The organism is Streptococcus koreensis (genome assembly GCF_003627135.1).
In the GTDB taxonomy this organism is placed as follows: Bacteria; Bacillota; Bacilli; order Lactobacillales; family Streptococcaceae; genus Streptococcus; species Streptococcus ilei.
Genome location: NZ_CP032620.1, coordinates 1,569,031 through 1,583,148, shown reverse-complemented (window position 1 = coordinate 1,583,148; position 14,118 = coordinate 1,569,031). Strand labels below are relative to the sequence as shown.

Below are 14,118 nucleotides of genomic sequence, written 5' to 3'. Positions count from 1 at the left end.
GGGGAAAAGATGACAAACCTATCAACTGATTTGCATGATGTTGAAAAAATTATCGTGCTTGATTACGGTAGCCAGTACAATCAGCTCATTTCTCGTCGTATTCGTGAGATTGGTGTCTTTTCAGAACTGAAGAGCCACAAAATTACAGCGGCTGAAGTGCGTGAAATCAATCCTGTTGGGATCGTTCTTTCAGGCGGACCAAACTCAGTGTATGAAGAAGGATCTTTTGACATTGATCCTGAAATTTTTGAACTTGGAATTCCAATTTTAGGAATCTGCTATGGCATGCAACTCCTGACTCACAAACTTGGTGGGAAGGTTGTACCTGCAGGGGATGCAGGTAACCGTGAATACGGCCAATCTGAGCTAAACTTAGCTGAATCTTCTGCCCTCTTTGAGGGAACACCTGATAAACAGTTGGTCTTGATGAGTCATGGAGATGCTGTTACAGAAATTCCTGCTGACTTTGTCCGTACTGGTACTTCTGCTGACTGTCCGTATGCTTCGATTGAAAATCCAGACAAGAAAATCTACGGTATCCAATTCCACCCTGAGGTTCGTCACTCTGTTCATGGATATGATATCTTGCGTAACTTTGCCTTGAACATCTGTGGTGCTAAGGGCGATTGGACCATGGATAACTTTATTGAGATGCAAATCAAACAAATCCGAGAAAAAGTTGGAGACAAACGTGTTCTCCTTGGTCTTTCTGGTGGTGTTGACTCTTCAGTTGTAGGGGTTCTTCTCCAAAAAGCTATCGGTGATCAATTGATCTGTATCTTTGTAGACCACGGTCTTCTTCGTAAAGGGGAAGCTGACCAAGTTATGGACATGCTTGGTGGTAAGTTTGGTCTCAATATCGTTAAAGCAGACGCTGCCAAACGTTTCCTTGATAAATTGGCTGGTGTGTCTGATCCAGAGCAAAAACGGAAGATCATCGGTAACGAATTTGTTTATGTCTTTGATGATGAAGCAAGCAAGCTAAAAGACGTGAAATTCTTGGCGCAAGGAACACTTTACACAGACGTGATTGAGTCTGGTACAGATACTGCTCAAACCATCAAGTCTCACCACAACGTGGGTGGACTTCCAGAAGACATGCAGTTCGAGTTGATTGAGCCGCTCAACACTCTTTACAAGGATGAAGTTCGTGCCCTTGGTACTGAACTTGGTATGCCAGACCATATCGTATGGCGCCAACCATTCCCAGGTCCAGGGCTTGCCATCCGTGTCATGGGTGAAATCACTGAAGAAAAACTAGAAACAGTCCGTGAATCAGACGCTATCCTTCGTGAAGAAATCGCCAAGGCTGGTCTTGACCGCGACATCTGGCAATACTTCACTGTTAACACTGGCGTTCGTTCCGTAGGTGTGATGGGCGATGGTCGTACTTACGACTATACCATTGCCATCCGTGCTATCACTTCTATCGATGGAATGACAGCTGACTTCGCTAAGATTCCTTGGGAAGTCCTCCAAAAAATCTCAGTCCGTATCGTAAACGAAGTTGACCATGTTAACCGCATCGTCTACGATATCACAAGTAAACCACCTGCAACCGTTGAGTGGGAATAAAATGAATTATTCAAATAACGCTGAAATCAATAATTTCAGCGTTATTTTTATATATGTAAGGCACATTTATTATCAAAATGACTCTCTAGACCAGTTTCAGGCAGTCTATATCAAGGAGCAAAATTTCCTAATTCAAAAAACAAAGAAAATGTAGGCGGAACTTATGAACTCTATTTGGGTGTTAGATGATTATCAAATAATTTAGGATGAAACAATATCTTGTATGAATCGACTACTTATGTTATGATAGTTTAAAACTATTCCTTTTGAGTAAGGAATTCATAAAGTTAGGAGAAATGATATGTCGGAAATTACAGTATCGCGTCAAACTGGCCTCGTAGGTATGTTAATGAAGGTAAACGTTTATATCAATGGAGAATGTGTTGCCAATTTAAGCAAAGACGAAACCGTTACACTTCCGCTTCCTGAAGGACTTAATATGGTTAAGGTTTACGTAGATCAAAGAGGAGCCTTTACTCGTTCTAAAGAAGTTATCGTAAAAGCTGGTCAAACTGCTATTATTAAAGGTTCAGCTTGGAAGACCTTTCTAGGATTCTTCGGAAGAATCTTGGGTATTCCTTATCTCTCAATCGAAGTTACAGATTAAAGAGAGTGGGACAGAAATCGGTCATTCGTTAGAATTCGATTTCTGTCCCACCTCCGCACAGTTGTGTAGGGCTGTAAAAGCTGATGAAATCAGCGTAGTAGAGCCCACTCAACCACTGCGTCTTGATCGACAATCCAAAGACAATTGAGAGGCTAGGACTTTTGTCCCAGCCTCTTTTTATAGTTTATTCCTCTTGGTTTGATGACGATGAACATGATAAGACATTAATCCGATTCCTAGGAGAATCAGGAGGCCCAGTCCAATCATAGGGTATAAGGGAAGATTGTTGCTTTCTTTCAATAGTGACTCTGTATCGTGCTTGGTATCAATCGTATTAAAGCTATCTCCTGCCTTTTCAATGATATCCTGTTTTAGAGCTTTGAAGGATTTGACAAGGTTTTTATCAGAGTTTAGCTTACTATTCGCAAGCTTGCTAGTGAAATCAACTAATTGTTTGGTTTGTTTATCCGTTATAGCGCCATTTAATTGGTAAGTTTCTAGAATCCTTGTTACCAGCTTTTGAAAATCTTTTTTCTCAAGCTTTTTATCTTGATTGCTTCCCTTTAGCGCTGCGATTTTAAGATCGATGACGGCTACATTAAGTTTATCTTCATGGAAGTTATTTTTACGGGCATTTTCTTTATAGATAGCTGCAAGCAGAGATAATTCTTCTTGGGCAAGTATTTTGTTTTCATCAGATATGGTGCTACCATTTTGCTCAAGAGAGTATGATACCGCTGCAATGGCACTCAGGCCTGATGCTTCTGTTGGAGAGGCAATTGTGATATCGGCGTGTTCGAGCCCAAGAGTGGTCAGTGCATTGCGATGCATATCTGCTGTTACTTCTGTTATATTTTGAGGAGTGACAATGTGCACGCTAACTGGTGCTTTTTTGGCTTGTTTCTGTAGTTTAACGGAGGAAGAATGATCTCCATTCTCATCGATCCTAAAACTTGTATAAGCAGAAGGGTTCATGGTTTTCCATTCCTTCTCTTGTTCCTCGTTATACATCAAGAGACTGAGGGTTTGCTCGACTTCGAATTCATTCAATGATGATCCGATGACATAGTCAGGTTGCTTGTATTTTTGATCAATAACTTTCTGAATGCTTGAGTTGGCAAATGCCGTCGAAGAGCTTGCAAGAAGTGCAAACCAGCTAGCGATAAAGATTCCAATAAATTTCCTGACTGGTTTCATACTTTTTCTTAACTCCTTCTAGGATATTAATACGCTATCGGACAATAAAAAGGAAGCAGATTTTATCTCTTTGCCTCCTTTTTAGTTTACCCTTTTTATCTTAAGACTGGCTTACAGCTTCTTTAAAAACAGATGACAGTTTGATCTATAAAAAGAGAGTGGGACAGAAATCGGTCATTCGTTAGAATTCGATTTCGTCGTCCCAGCTCCGCACAGTTGAGTAGGGCTTTAAAAGATGATGAAATCAGCATAGTAGAGCCCACTCAACCACTGCATCTTGCTCGATAATCCAAAGGCAATTAAGAGGCTAGGACTTTTGTCCCAGCCTCTTAAAGTGCTGTTTATATTAAAACCAAGAAAATAATTTCATGATGAACTGATTCATTTCAACGAGACGTGAATAATAATAATTTCCCCCATTAACGTAGAGCTCTGAGCCGTGTAAAAATGAGATAGGATGGAGATAAAGATAGGTCTTACCTGTGACATTTCCAAGACTCGGTGCAACCACTTTTTTTGAATATTGACGGGCTAATTCTAGCGTATTTTTTCCGCCATTTTTAGCTACATATTCAATGTAATCCTGTCCAAAATTATAAGCTTGGACAGCGGTCCAGGGATCAACCCCCTTCTCTTTTGCTATTCGCAGATTCTCAGAGAGCGTTTGAATCCCCTGGCGAATACTTTCTTTGTTATTGGTGATAGAATTTGTCTGGCCTGTTGCACTTTCACTGGCCTGCATGACATCATCTTCCTTCCCCTTGGTCTCGGTATAAATCATGGCAAGGATCAGATCTTCATTGGTACCAGTGTCTTCCTCAGCCAGTACTTCACGCACTAAGGTGCGATAAGTCATGACCTGCTTGACATCCCGGTGTATCTGATAGCCCTTGTATATGAAAAAGACGAGCAAGAGGCAAAAGAAAATTTTCATTATTCGTTTCATCATTATTTATTCTGAATGTCCTCTATATTCTTGATGAGGATCGAGTAGGTCCCATTCTCATTCTGGATAAACTCTACCGATTCAGCATCTTCGTAAACATGGTTAGGAACTAAAAGCTCAATCCCGTTTGAAAGGGAGAGTTTTTGGTTCTCAAATTTTTTTAATTGGCGACTGGCATCTATTTCATCAAAGCGAACAGGATCAGGAATGGACTCTTTTACTTGATCGACAAAACTGAGTCGAGCTGTTAAATTGTTATCGAACAAATCATTAGCTAACTTCTCTGGAGATAGCTCATTCTCTTCTTCCAGTTGGTTGAAAATAGCTGATTTAACCTTGGATTGGAACTGAAAATCGTCTTGTTGGAAATTCTCAGCAATCCGTTGGGCCGTTTTTTCTATTTCTTTGATCGATTTTTTAGGAGAAATCTTTGGTTGTGCCTGGAGGAGATTCTCAGAGAAATAGTTCAAGAACGTTCCGTTGTACTTGATCCGTTTTTCAATCAAGTGGTACTTACGGCTTTGAAGATTAATGACCAAGGCTTCGTCGGCACCAGTACCAAACCCAGGTAGATTGTTTTGAGTCAGTTTGATCGGATTGTCCACTTCGCCACCTAAGTGTGTCAAGGTTTCACGTAATGCAATTCGGAGGAAGGCAAAGTGGTCCACCCCTTCTTTTGAGAATTGAATAAACACCAAATCATTGGTTTTTTGATTCTCAGAGATGACAAATTCTTCCTTCCAGCGGTTCGCAACTACTACTGAAGTTTCTAGTAAATCATCTGAAATCATCTCAAGAAAAGGATTATCCTCTTCAAAAATACCGGTCTTGGCCTCATCGGAGTATACCCGTTCAATCTTTTTGCGCAAATATTCCTCAATTTTAGGTGTGATATTGAGGAATTTGTCCGCCAGGTAGAGATCGGTATCATCTGGGCTAAATTGATGAATGATGGCTTTTTTTACATAAATGTCCATAAATTGCTTTAGTCCTCGTAAAGTGGGAAGGCATCTGTCAAGTCTTTGACCTGGTCACGCACTTCTTCTAATACAGCTGGGTTGTCAGCGTTTTTCAACGCTTTGATAATCAATTCAGCAACTGTGCGACTTTCTTTTTCCCCAAAACCACGGGCTGTGATGGCTGCTGTCCCAATCCGAATCCCACTGGTCTTAAATGGTGATAGAGTTTCATATGGGATGGAGTTCTTGTTGAGGGTAATGTTGACCTCGTCCAGTAAATTTTGAGCCACTTTTCCATTTTCAACGACTTTCGTCACATCGACAAGGAAAAGGTGGTTCTCTGTTCCGCCTGAAATGACGCGGAAATCTGGATCTTGCAAGAATACATCAGCCATAGCCTGGCTGTTTTTAATCACGTTAGCTGCATACTCTTTAAAGGCAGGATCGAGGGCTTCTTTGAAAGCAACAGCTTTAGCAGCAACGACATGCTCTAGTGGTCCTCCTTGGATACCAGGGAAGATAGCAGAATTGATCTTCTTAGCCAAGTCTTCATCATTGGTCAAGATCAAGCCACCACGAGGTCCACGAAGGGTCTTATGAGTGGTCGTGGTCGTGATATGTGCATAAGGAACTGGACTTGGGTGAAGACCAGCCGCTACCAAACCAGCAATATGGGCCATATCGACCATGAGTTTAGCTCCTACTGCATCCGCAATCTCACGGAATTTAGAGAAATCAATGATGTGAGAGTAGGCTGAAGCACCTGCCACAATCAACTTTGGCTTCACTTCTTGAGCTTGTTTCAAGATAGCATCAAAATCCAAGAGTTCAGTTTCCGGATCCACGCTATAAGATACAAAGTTATAAGTTTGCCCTGAGAAGCTCACAGAGGCACCGTGAGTCAAATGGCCACCTGCAGCCAGATCCATTCCCATAACAGTGTCTCCAGGCTCAATCAGAGCCATATAGGCAGCACAGTTGGCCTGACTACCTGAGTGGGGTTGAACATTGGCAAACTTAGCCCCAAAGATTTCCTTAGCGCGTTCGATGGCAAGGCTTTCGACGACGTCTACGACATCAGTCCCTCCGTAGTAGCGACGACCTGGGTAGCCTTCTGCGTATTTATTGGTCAGGATAGACCCTTGGGCAGCCATAACCGCCTTAGAGACGACGTTTTCAGAAGCGATTAACTCAATGTTATTTTGCTGGCGCTCTTCTTCTTTCGCAATGGCATCCCATAGATCTGCATCATATGCTTTGTAATCTTCTTTGTCAAAAATCATAGGTCTTCTCCTTAAATAAATTTTATAAAACGTTTTTGTAGCTTGTCACAGGTATAACCGACCTGTTCGTAGAAGGCATGAGCGCTAATACGATGGTCTGCAGAGTTTAAACGTATAAACTTGTAGCCACGTTTTTCGGTTTCCTGTTCTAGTCCTTGAAGCAAAGCTTTACCAATTCCTTTACCTTGCATTTGGGGTAAGACTGCTAAAGCCAAAATATTAAATCCTGCATTGGAATAGAGGGATTCGTAGACTTCTGCATGGACATAACCAAGTAGGTCATGACTTGCTGGATCCTCATAGCCAAGTAGGAAATGATGTGAATCCTGAGATAATCTAGCTAGTTGACTAGCCGTATCCTCTGGACTAAAAGCATAACCTAAAGCCTCTTTGTTAATCTCATAAATAGATCCAGTATCTGTTGGTTTTAAAGCACGCAGCATATCATACCTCCTCAAAAGGGATTGCAGGTATCTTGGTAAGGATATCTTCTCGTGTAATCGCTCCTTGACGTAGAATCTTCACCTTGTCGCCTGATAAGTCTAAAATAGTCGAATCTTGTCCAGTTAGAAAGCTATCGTCTTCAAGTCCTATCACTCCATGACCAAGTTCTTTAAGAATTTGCTGGCACTGGGTCCCACTAGCTTTCCCAGAGAGGTTGGCAGAAGGTCCAATCAAGGGACCCGCTTTACGAATTAATTCCAATGTTTTTGGATGAGCTGGCATCCGAAAACCAACCGTAGCCATCCCAGAATTAATCCAAGCTGGTACTTCTTCATTGGCTTCGAGAATGATGGTTAAGGGTCCTGGCAAAAAGGTTGCAATTAGTTTTGATAGATAAGGTGGTTGATTTTTCGAATAAAATCGAATGTCTTCTTCACTGGAAACATTGAGGTTCATAGCCTTTTCACGAGGCCGTTGCTTTAGAGCGTATACCTGATCAACCGCTGCTTCATCCAGTGCCTTTGCAAAGAGGCCATAGACAGTCTCAGTCGGTAAGACAACTGCATGACCAGCTTCTAATTCTTTCTCAAATAGATCCATTGTCTACTACTACCATCCTATCTTGTCCAAATTGGTCTTTCAGAACTCGAACTCGTTTGTCAGGAAATGCTTTTTGAAAGAGATCTTTTACTTTGTTACCTTGCTTATAGCCGATCTCTAGATAAATCTTTCCATCTGGTGTTAAAACACTTGGAGCCTGCTGAGCGATCTTTTCATAGATGGCATAGCCATCACGATCCGCAAAGAGAGCTAAGTGGGGTTCAGAGGCTAAAACGTTGGCTCCAACTTCTTCTAAATCTTCCCGAGAGATATAGGGAGGGTTGGAAACAATCAGATCGTAAGGACCTTCTAGTTCATCCAGTACATTTGATGTTTTAAAGGACACGACCGCTTCTAACTGCTGGGCATTTTCTTGAGCAAGCTCCAAGGCATTTACTGACACATCACTGGCTTGAACCTGCCAATTAGGTCTAGCAAGGGCTAAGCTAATGGCAATGGCACCACTTCCAGTTCCGATATCCAGAACTCGTAAGGATTCCTGATTATTTTCCTCAAGAATGAGGGTAACGAGTTCCTCTGTTTCAGGTCTAGGAATCAGCACGCGCTCATCAACTGTAAAAACATGACCACAGAATTCTGCGCTCCCAATAATATACTGGGCAGGGACGTGATGTTTCAACTGCTCAAAGATGGAATCCAGCAAGGTTTTATCCTCTGCTTCCACTTCTTTTTGCAAAGCAAGGACAAAGTCCGTAAAGGTCCAATTTTTTAAAGCACGATATGCGAAGGAGAGGCTTTCTGCTTCCTCTCCAACGGCTATTAATGCTTCTTCATACTGGGCTACTAATTGTCCCAACAACATTATTTGTTCAACTCTTCTAGTTTTTGAGTTTGATCATACAAGACCAAAGCATCGACCACTTCATCCAATTTACCAGATAAGATGGTATCCAGTTTTTGAAGGGTCAAGCCAATCCGGTGATCCGTCACACGGTTTTGAGGGAAGTTGTAAGTCCGGATCCGCTCTGAACGATCACCTGTACCGATAGTTGACTTCCGTTCAGCATCCTGCTCGTCTTGGGCGATCTGAGCAAAGTGGTCAGCCACACGGGCACGGATGATCTTCATTGCTTTTTCACGGTTCTTCTGTTGGGTCCGTTCTTCCTGCATCTCTACCTTGATATTGGTTGGCAAGTGGACAATACGGACAGCTGTCGCAACCTTGTTGACGTTCTGTCCTCCCGCACCAGATGCGTGGTAGATGTCAATCCGAAGGTCTTTTGGATCAATGTCGTACTCGACTTCTTCGATTTCTGGCATGACCAGAACGGTTGCCGTGGAGGTATGGACACGGCCTTGGCTTTCCGTTACAGGAACGCGTTGCACCCGGTGGGCACCCGATTCATACTTGAGTTTTGAGTAGACCGATTGCCCAGAGATCATAGCTACTACTTCTTTGATCCCACCAACGCCATTGTAGGAAGCTTCCATGACTTCAAAGCGCCAGCCTTGGCTTTCCGCGTATTTTTGGTACATCTGCAAGAGGTCACCAGCAAACAACTGGGCCTCGTCCCCTCCTGCTGCTCCACGGATTTCCAAGATAATATTCTTATCGTCATTTGGATCTTTTGGAAGAAGCAAAATCTTTAGTTTTTCTTCGTACTCTTCTTTTTCAGCCTTAGCATCTTTCAGCTCTTGCTTGGCCATTTCTTCCAAATCTGCATCGCCGCCTGATTCCTTGATCATTTCTTCAGCATCGACGATATTTTGGAGTACTTGTTTGTATTCTCGGTAAGCTGTTACCGTGTCACGAGTGGAAGCCTCTTCTTTTGAAAGCTCCATAAAGCGCTTGGTATCAGAGACCACATCTGGGTCACTCAGTAATTCTCCTAACTCTTCGTATCGGTCTTCTACAGCTTGTAGTTGATCATAGATATTCATGTTGTCTCCTTAAGATTAATGTTCTTGGTGAATGTCTGGATTAAAATAATGTTTGCGGCAAACGGAGATATAGGTCTCGTGTCCACCGATTTGAATCTGCTCTCCATCGTAGACGGGTTTACCCGCTTGAGTACGCAAGACCATGGTCGCCTTGCGGGAACAATATTGGCAGATGGTCTTAATCTCCTCGATCTTGTCTGCCAACAAGAGGAGGTGTTTGGAACCTTCAAAGAGTTCATTTCGGAAATCATTTTTGAGGCCAAAAGCCATAACCGGCACATCTAGTTCATCTACAACTCTAGCTAAATCATAGACATGGTGTCGTTTTAAAAACTGTGCTTCATCGACCAAGACACAGTAGGGTTTCTCTTTCAGGCTTTGGATATAACCGAAGACGTCTGTATCGTCTTCGATCGCAATGGCTTCCCGTTTCATACCAATCCGGCTAGAAACAACTCCAAATCCATCGCGCGTATCGATTGCTGAGGTCATGATAACGACGCTTTTTCCTTGCTCTTCATAATTATGGGCTACCTTCAAAATTTCGATGGTCTTACCAGAATTCATCGTCCCATATTTATAATATAATTGTGCCATTTTCCTTCTATTCTCTCTAAAATGTGTTTCATTATATTATAACACGGGCAGTAAATTAGGGCAACTTATAGAAAGCTTATCCATTGGGTGATTGCTCTTCTAATAAGGAGATTCTGAACTCTATGGAGTTTCATTTCTCTTGTTCGCTCTAGTGGAAATTCATCTCAGTTTCCCCTTATTTTTAGTATTTTGTAATTTGAGAATAAAAAAAGCGTCTATCATTTCCCTGACAAAATGACAAACGCATGGTGAGAGACCACTTCTCACAAATTAATTATACCATAATACCTGAAGTTATGTAAGTGGATAGTACTAAATATTGGTAAAAATTTTTTATAATCTATTTTAACCTTTTTATTAGATGCCTTGAATCTTAGTAGTCTGCTACTTTTCATTCAAAAATATGATAAAATAGACCTAAGATAGATAGAGGAGGTGGCACGATGCCATTTGTACGAATTGATTTATTCGAAGGACGCACATTGGAACAAAAGAAAGCTTTGGCCAAGGAAGTAACCGAAGCTGTTGTTCGGAATACAGGTGCTCCCAAATCTGCTGTTCACGTCATCATCAATGATATGCCTGAAGGAACCTACTTCCCTCAAGGTGAGATGCGAACTAAATAAATGAGAACAACCAGAATAGTATTCTGGTTGTTTTTGTTTAAGAAACTTGGTATTTCTTTTGAATCTGCCATAGACGCAGCTGGTAACAAATACCACTAACGACAATGCTAGAAATTAAGCCAATCCAGTAAGCATACGGACCTAGGTTGGTGACATGGTCTAAAAAGATCCCCAATGGAATAGAGACACACCAGTAGCTAAAAACTCCGAGCAAGAAGGGAACGGTAGTATCCTTGTAACCGCGTAGAATCCCTTGAATCGGTGCTGCGACCGTATCCGCTATTTGGAAAAGTAGGCTATAGGTCATGAAAATAGCTGTCTGGTGGATAAATTCCGGCTCAGTGCCATAGAGCCCTGCTACTTGATAGCGATAAAGATAGAGGAAGCTAAGGGTAAAGAAGGCAAACCCAAAGGCTGTCCATCGTCCAATCCGGCAATATTGACGTACAACATCGGGACGCCCAGCCCCAATCTCGTAGGACACAATAATAGCCATGGTATTGGAGATGCTAGCTGGAAAAGCGTACATGAGAGTTGAAAAATTCATGGCCGACTGGTGACTGGCAATGGTCATAGATGGGAATTTAGCCATGAGCAAGCCCACTACCGAGAAAATGATGACTTCTGCAAACACAATCCCCCCAATCGGTAAGCCCAAGCGAATCGTCTCTTTCATCTCTTTGAGATTGATAGGTTGAACCTTCCATAGTTGGTAGATGGCTACTTTCGGATGTTTGAAAAGGATCAAAAAGGCAATGATGAGGAGGACCCAGTAGGCCAAAGATGTTCCTAGTCCCGCTCCTGCTCCTCCTAGCTCAGGAAGACCAAAAGCTCCATAAATCAACATGTAGTTAAAACTAGCATTTAAAGGTAATAAGAGCAACATAAGGTACATGGACAAACGAGTAAGTCCCAATGTATCTAGCAAGGAACGGACCACACTAAAGAGCAAGAGAGGCAAAATTCCTAGAGAGAGAAAGGCTAAGTAATGGGTTGCAATCCCCTCTACGACACTTTCTAAGCCGATCTTTCTAAGAACAATTGGTGCAATCAGCAAGACAAAAGTGATCAAGAGGACAGCCATCATGAAAGAGAGATAGATAAATTGATAGAAATCAGAAGCAATTCTTTTTTTATTCCCCTGCCCTAAGTGATGACCAATAATGGGCGTTAAAGCAGATAGAATCCCGGTTAAAAAGGTAAAGAAGGGATTCCAAAGACTGGTGGCGGTTGACACGCCAGCTAAGTCCAAGGTATTGTATTGTCCTGTCATGGCTGTATCGACAAAACTAGCAGAATAGTTGGCTAGTTGATAGACCAGGAGAGGGATAAATAGACTGATAAACAAACGCAAGCGCTCTTTAAAATGATGGGTTAGATACACGGATGATACTCTCTTCTTGTCAATTTGAAATTTTCTCTTACCACTCTACTATATGTCACCTTAAATGTCAAAAAAATAAAGAACTGAAGATCAAACTGATCCTCAGTTCTTTAAGATTACTTTTTGTTGCGGTTCAAGATGGCGTTCAAAATGATTGCCAAGACGCTTGCAACGACAATTCCATTTGCAAAGAACATTTTAAATGCACTTGGAAGGCCGTTAAAGAGAGTACTATTGTTCAAACCGACTCCTGCTGCTATCGATACAGCCGCGATGAGGAAATTGTGCTCATTGTGTTCAAAATCGACACGAGCCAGAATCTGCATCCCCTGAATAGATACAAAACCAAACATAACCAGCATGGCTCCACCAAGTACTGGACTTGGAATGATTTGTGCCAAAGCTCCAAACTTAGGAAGGAGACCAAGGAGAACGAGGAAACCAGCTGCATAGTAGATTGGAAGACGAGTCTTGATACCAGACAATTTCACCAAGCCTACGTTTTGTGAGAATCCAGTGTAAGGGAAGGTATTGAAGATACCACCGAGAAGTACGGCCAACCCTTCAGCGCGGTAGCCATTACGGAGGCGCGTGCTATCAATTGGATCTTTTGTAATATCCGAAAGTGCAAGATAAACACCAGTCGATTCCACCATTGAAACAGTTGCGATGATACACATCATAACGATTGAGGTGATTTCAAACTTAGGAGCTCCAAAGAAGAACGGTGTTGGAACATGAAGAATAGGGGCCTGATCCACGGGCGTGAAGTCCACCAAGCCCATAGAAGCTGCAATAGCTGTCCCAACGATCAACCCAATCAAAATAGAGATGGATTTGATAAAGCCTGTCGTATAGATATTAACCACGAGAATGATGAGAATGGTAATCACGGCCAAAAACAAACTTTGAACCGTTGGTTCTGCTGCATTGTTTCCCATGTTCCCAATCGCAACTGGAATCAAGGTCAAACCGATTGTGGTAATGACAGATCCTGTCACAATAGATGGGAAGAGGTTGGCGATTTTAGAGAAGAATCCTGAGACCAGAACGACGTAAATCCCTGAAACAATCAAGGCACCAAACATAGCCCCACTACCATGGCTAGCCCCAATCATGCTAAGAGGTGCCACAGACTGGAAGGCCACCCCGAGGACGACCGGTAGACCAATCCCGAAATGTTTGTTTAACTGCAATTGCAGGAAGGTGGCTACCCCACACATAAAGATATCTGTAGAGATCAGATAGGTTAGTTGGTGGGCATTATAGCCCAAAGCACCCGCAATCATGATTGGCACTAAAATAGAACCCGAATACATGGCCAATAGGTGCTGCAAGCCTAGAATGGCTGCCTGTGAATGGTTTTCTTGCTTTTGCATTAGATGTCTGCCTCCTTGAATACAACTTGACCATTTTCAAAACGGTCCAAACGAGCTAGGGATACAACTGGGTAGCCGAGTTCTTCTAACAGTCCACGGCCTTCTTGGAAGGATTTTTCAATGACGATGCCAACTGCTTCTACACGTGCCCCAGCTTGTTCGATAATCTGGATCAAGCCTTTAGCTGCTTGGCCATTTGCTAGAAAGTCATCGATGATCAAGATGCGATCATCTGGTGATAAAAACTTGCCAGCAATGGAAACGGTACTGGTCACTTGCTTGGTAAAGGAATAGACTTCTGCTGTCAAAATCCCTTCATTCATCGTAATATTCTTTGCTTTTTTAGCGAAGATCATAGGAAGTTCTAAAGCTTCTGCGACATAGAGGGCAGGAGCGATTCCGGAAGCCTCAATGGTGACAACTTTAGTCAGTCCAGCATCTTTAAAGCGATTCGCAAATGCCTTACCAATCTCTTTCATCAGCTGGTAATCCACTTGGTGGGTCAAGAAGGAATCAACCTTAAGGATATTCTCTCCCAAGACATTTCCGTCTTTTAAAATACGTTCTTCTAATAATTTCATGTTTTCTCCTAAACACTTTGGAACAAAAATAGAGACTT

At 42.3% G+C, this 14,118-nt stretch carries 15 protein-coding genes; 3 read left to right on the top strand and 12 right to left on the bottom strand.

From position 1 onward, the window contains the following. Window positions 1–9: 9 nt before the first annotated feature. Both guaA and D7D50_RS07915 read left to right on the top strand, forming a co-directional pair. On the top strand, window positions 10–1,575 hold the full coding sequence (gene guaA / locus D7D50_RS07920; protein ID WP_006596353.1) for a glutamine-hydrolyzing GMP synthase: 1,566 nt from the start codon (window positions 10–12) through the stop codon (window positions 1,573–1,575). Window positions 1,576–1,876: 301 nt separating this feature from the next. Further along, a complete protein-coding gene (locus tag D7D50_RS07915) occupies window positions 1,877–2,182 on the top strand; it encodes a hypothetical protein (RefSeq protein WP_120701939.1) in 306 nt (101 codons plus the stop codon). A 177-nt stretch (window positions 2,183–2,359) separates the two neighbouring features. Here D7D50_RS07915 and D7D50_RS07910 read toward each other — a convergent pair whose 3' ends face one another. From D7D50_RS07910 to D7D50_RS07865, 9 genes are all read right to left on the bottom strand, one after another. After that, window positions 2,360–3,379, bottom strand: coding sequence for a DUF1002 domain-containing protein (locus D7D50_RS07910; protein WP_120701938.1), 1,020 nt, complete (start codon window positions 3,377–3,379; stop codon window positions 2,360–2,362). A gap of 346 nt (window positions 3,380–3,725) precedes the next feature. Next, window positions 3,726–4,328: a lysozyme family protein gene (locus D7D50_RS07900; RefSeq protein WP_120701937.1), complete on the bottom strand. Its 603-nt coding sequence runs from the start codon at window positions 4,326–4,328 to the stop codon at window positions 3,726–3,728. Then, window positions 4,328–5,302 carry a nucleoid-associated protein gene (locus D7D50_RS07895; RefSeq protein WP_023023264.1) on the bottom strand — a complete coding sequence of 325 codons (975 nt, stop codon included), beginning with the start codon at window positions 5,300–5,302 and terminating at the stop codon, window positions 4,328–4,330. The genes D7D50_RS07900 and D7D50_RS07895 overlap by 1 nt, the downstream gene beginning before the upstream one ends. 8 nt (window positions 5,303–5,310) lie before the next feature. Continuing rightward, on the bottom strand, window positions 5,311–6,567 hold the full coding sequence (gene glyA / locus D7D50_RS07890) for a serine hydroxymethyltransferase (protein ID WP_120701936.1): 1,257 nt from the start codon (window positions 6,565–6,567) through the stop codon (window positions 5,311–5,313). Between the two features lie 11 nt (window positions 6,568–6,578). Next, window positions 6,579–7,010 carry a GNAT family N-acetyltransferase gene (locus D7D50_RS07885; RefSeq protein WP_120701935.1) on the bottom strand — a complete coding sequence of 144 codons (432 nt, stop codon included), beginning with the start codon at window positions 7,008–7,010 and terminating at the stop codon, window positions 6,579–6,581. Between the two features lies 1 nt (window position 7,011). After that, entirely contained in the window at window positions 7,012–7,611 is a 600-nt protein-coding gene (locus D7D50_RS07880; RefSeq protein ID WP_120701934.1) for an L-threonylcarbamoyladenylate synthase, read from the bottom strand. Further along, window positions 7,598–8,434, bottom strand: a complete 837-nt coding sequence (prmC, locus tag D7D50_RS07875; protein ID WP_120701933.1) for a peptide chain release factor N(5)-glutamine methyltransferase — start codon at window positions 8,432–8,434, stop codon at window positions 7,598–7,600. The genes D7D50_RS07880 and prmC overlap by 14 nt, the downstream gene beginning before the upstream one ends. Then, a complete protein-coding gene (prfA, locus tag D7D50_RS07870) occupies window positions 8,434–9,513 on the bottom strand; it encodes a peptide chain release factor 1 (protein ID WP_120701932.1) in 1,080 nt (359 codons plus the stop codon). Before prfA ends, prmC begins: the two co-directional genes overlap by 1 nt. Window positions 9,514–9,528: 15 nt before the next feature. Then, window positions 9,529–10,110 carry a thymidine kinase gene (locus D7D50_RS07865; protein ID WP_023023272.1) on the bottom strand — a complete coding sequence of 194 codons (582 nt, stop codon included), beginning with the start codon at window positions 10,108–10,110 and terminating at the stop codon, window positions 9,529–9,531. A 443-nt stretch (window positions 10,111–10,553) separates the two neighbouring features. Between D7D50_RS07865 and D7D50_RS07860 the strand changes: the two genes are divergently transcribed. Beyond that, entirely contained in the window at window positions 10,554–10,736 is a 183-nt protein-coding gene (locus tag D7D50_RS07860) for a 4-oxalocrotonate tautomerase (protein WP_120701931.1), read from the top strand. Between the two features lie 37 nt (window positions 10,737–10,773). Here D7D50_RS07860 and D7D50_RS07855 read toward each other — a convergent pair whose 3' ends face one another. The 3 genes from D7D50_RS07855 to D7D50_RS07845 all read right to left on the bottom strand — a co-directional run bounded on the left by D7D50_RS07855 (window position 10,774) and on the right by D7D50_RS07845 (window position 14,080). Then, complete coding sequence (locus D7D50_RS07855) at window positions 10,774–12,120, bottom strand: MATE family efflux transporter (RefSeq protein WP_120701930.1); 1,347 nt, start codon at window positions 12,118–12,120, stop codon at window positions 10,774–10,776. A 116-nt stretch (window positions 12,121–12,236) separates the two neighbouring features. Further along, window positions 12,237–13,499, bottom strand: a complete 1,263-nt coding sequence (locus D7D50_RS07850) for a nucleobase:cation symporter-2 family protein (RefSeq protein WP_120701929.1) — start codon at window positions 13,497–13,499, stop codon at window positions 12,237–12,239. Beyond that, entirely contained in the window at window positions 13,499–14,080 is a 582-nt protein-coding gene (locus D7D50_RS07845; protein ID WP_120701928.1) for a xanthine phosphoribosyltransferase, read from the bottom strand. The genes D7D50_RS07850 and D7D50_RS07845 overlap by 1 nt, the downstream gene beginning before the upstream one ends. Window positions 14,081–14,118 lie beyond the last annotated feature (38 nt).

What these genes read in the sequence shown, in the direction of transcription:
- D7D50_RS07865 (WP_023023272.1), bottom strand. Translation starts at nt 10,110, where the DNA reads ATGGCACAATTATATTATAAATATGGGACGATGAATTCTGGTAAGACC.
- D7D50_RS07880 (WP_120701934.1), bottom strand. Translation starts at nt 7,611, where the DNA reads ATGGATCTATTTGAGAAAGAATTAGAAGCTGGTCATGCAGTTGTCTTA.
- prfA (WP_120701932.1), bottom strand. Translation starts at nt 9,513, where the DNA reads ATGAATATCTATGATCAACTACAAGCTGTAGAAGACCGATACGAAGAG.
- D7D50_RS07860 (WP_120701931.1), top strand. Translation starts at nt 10,554, where the DNA reads ATGCCATTTGTACGAATTGATTTATTCGAAGGACGCACATTGGAACAA.
- glyA (WP_120701936.1), bottom strand. Translation starts at nt 6,567, where the DNA reads ATGATTTTTGACAAAGAAGATTACAAAGCATATGATGCAGATCTATGG.
- D7D50_RS07895 (WP_023023264.1), bottom strand. Translation starts at nt 5,302, where the DNA reads ATGGACATTTATGTAAAAAAAGCCATCATTCATCAATTTAGCCCAGAT.
- D7D50_RS07910 (WP_120701938.1), bottom strand. Translation starts at nt 3,379, where the DNA reads ATGAAACCAGTCAGGAAATTTATTGGAATCTTTATCGCTAGCTGGTTT.
- D7D50_RS07900 (WP_120701937.1), bottom strand. Translation starts at nt 4,328, where the DNA reads ATGATGAAACGAATAATGAAAATTTTCTTTTGCCTCTTGCTCGTCTTT.
- guaA (WP_006596353.1), top strand. Translation starts at nt 10, where the DNA reads ATGACAAACCTATCAACTGATTTGCATGATGTTGAAAAAATTATCGTG.
- D7D50_RS07885 (WP_120701935.1), bottom strand. Translation starts at nt 7,010, where the DNA reads ATGCTGCGTGCTTTAAAACCAACAGATACTGGATCTATTTATGAGATT.
- D7D50_RS07845 (WP_120701928.1), bottom strand. Translation starts at nt 14,080, where the DNA reads ATGAAATTATTAGAAGAACGTATTTTAAAAGACGGAAATGTCTTGGGA.
- D7D50_RS07850 (WP_120701929.1), bottom strand. Translation starts at nt 13,499, where the DNA reads ATGCAAAAGCAAGAAAACCATTCACAGGCAGCCATTCTAGGCTTGCAG.
- prmC (WP_120701933.1), bottom strand. Translation starts at nt 8,434, where the DNA reads ATGTTGTTGGGACAATTAGTAGCCCAGTATGAAGAAGCATTAATAGCC.
- D7D50_RS07915 (WP_120701939.1), top strand. Translation starts at nt 1,877, where the DNA reads ATGTCGGAAATTACAGTATCGCGTCAAACTGGCCTCGTAGGTATGTTA.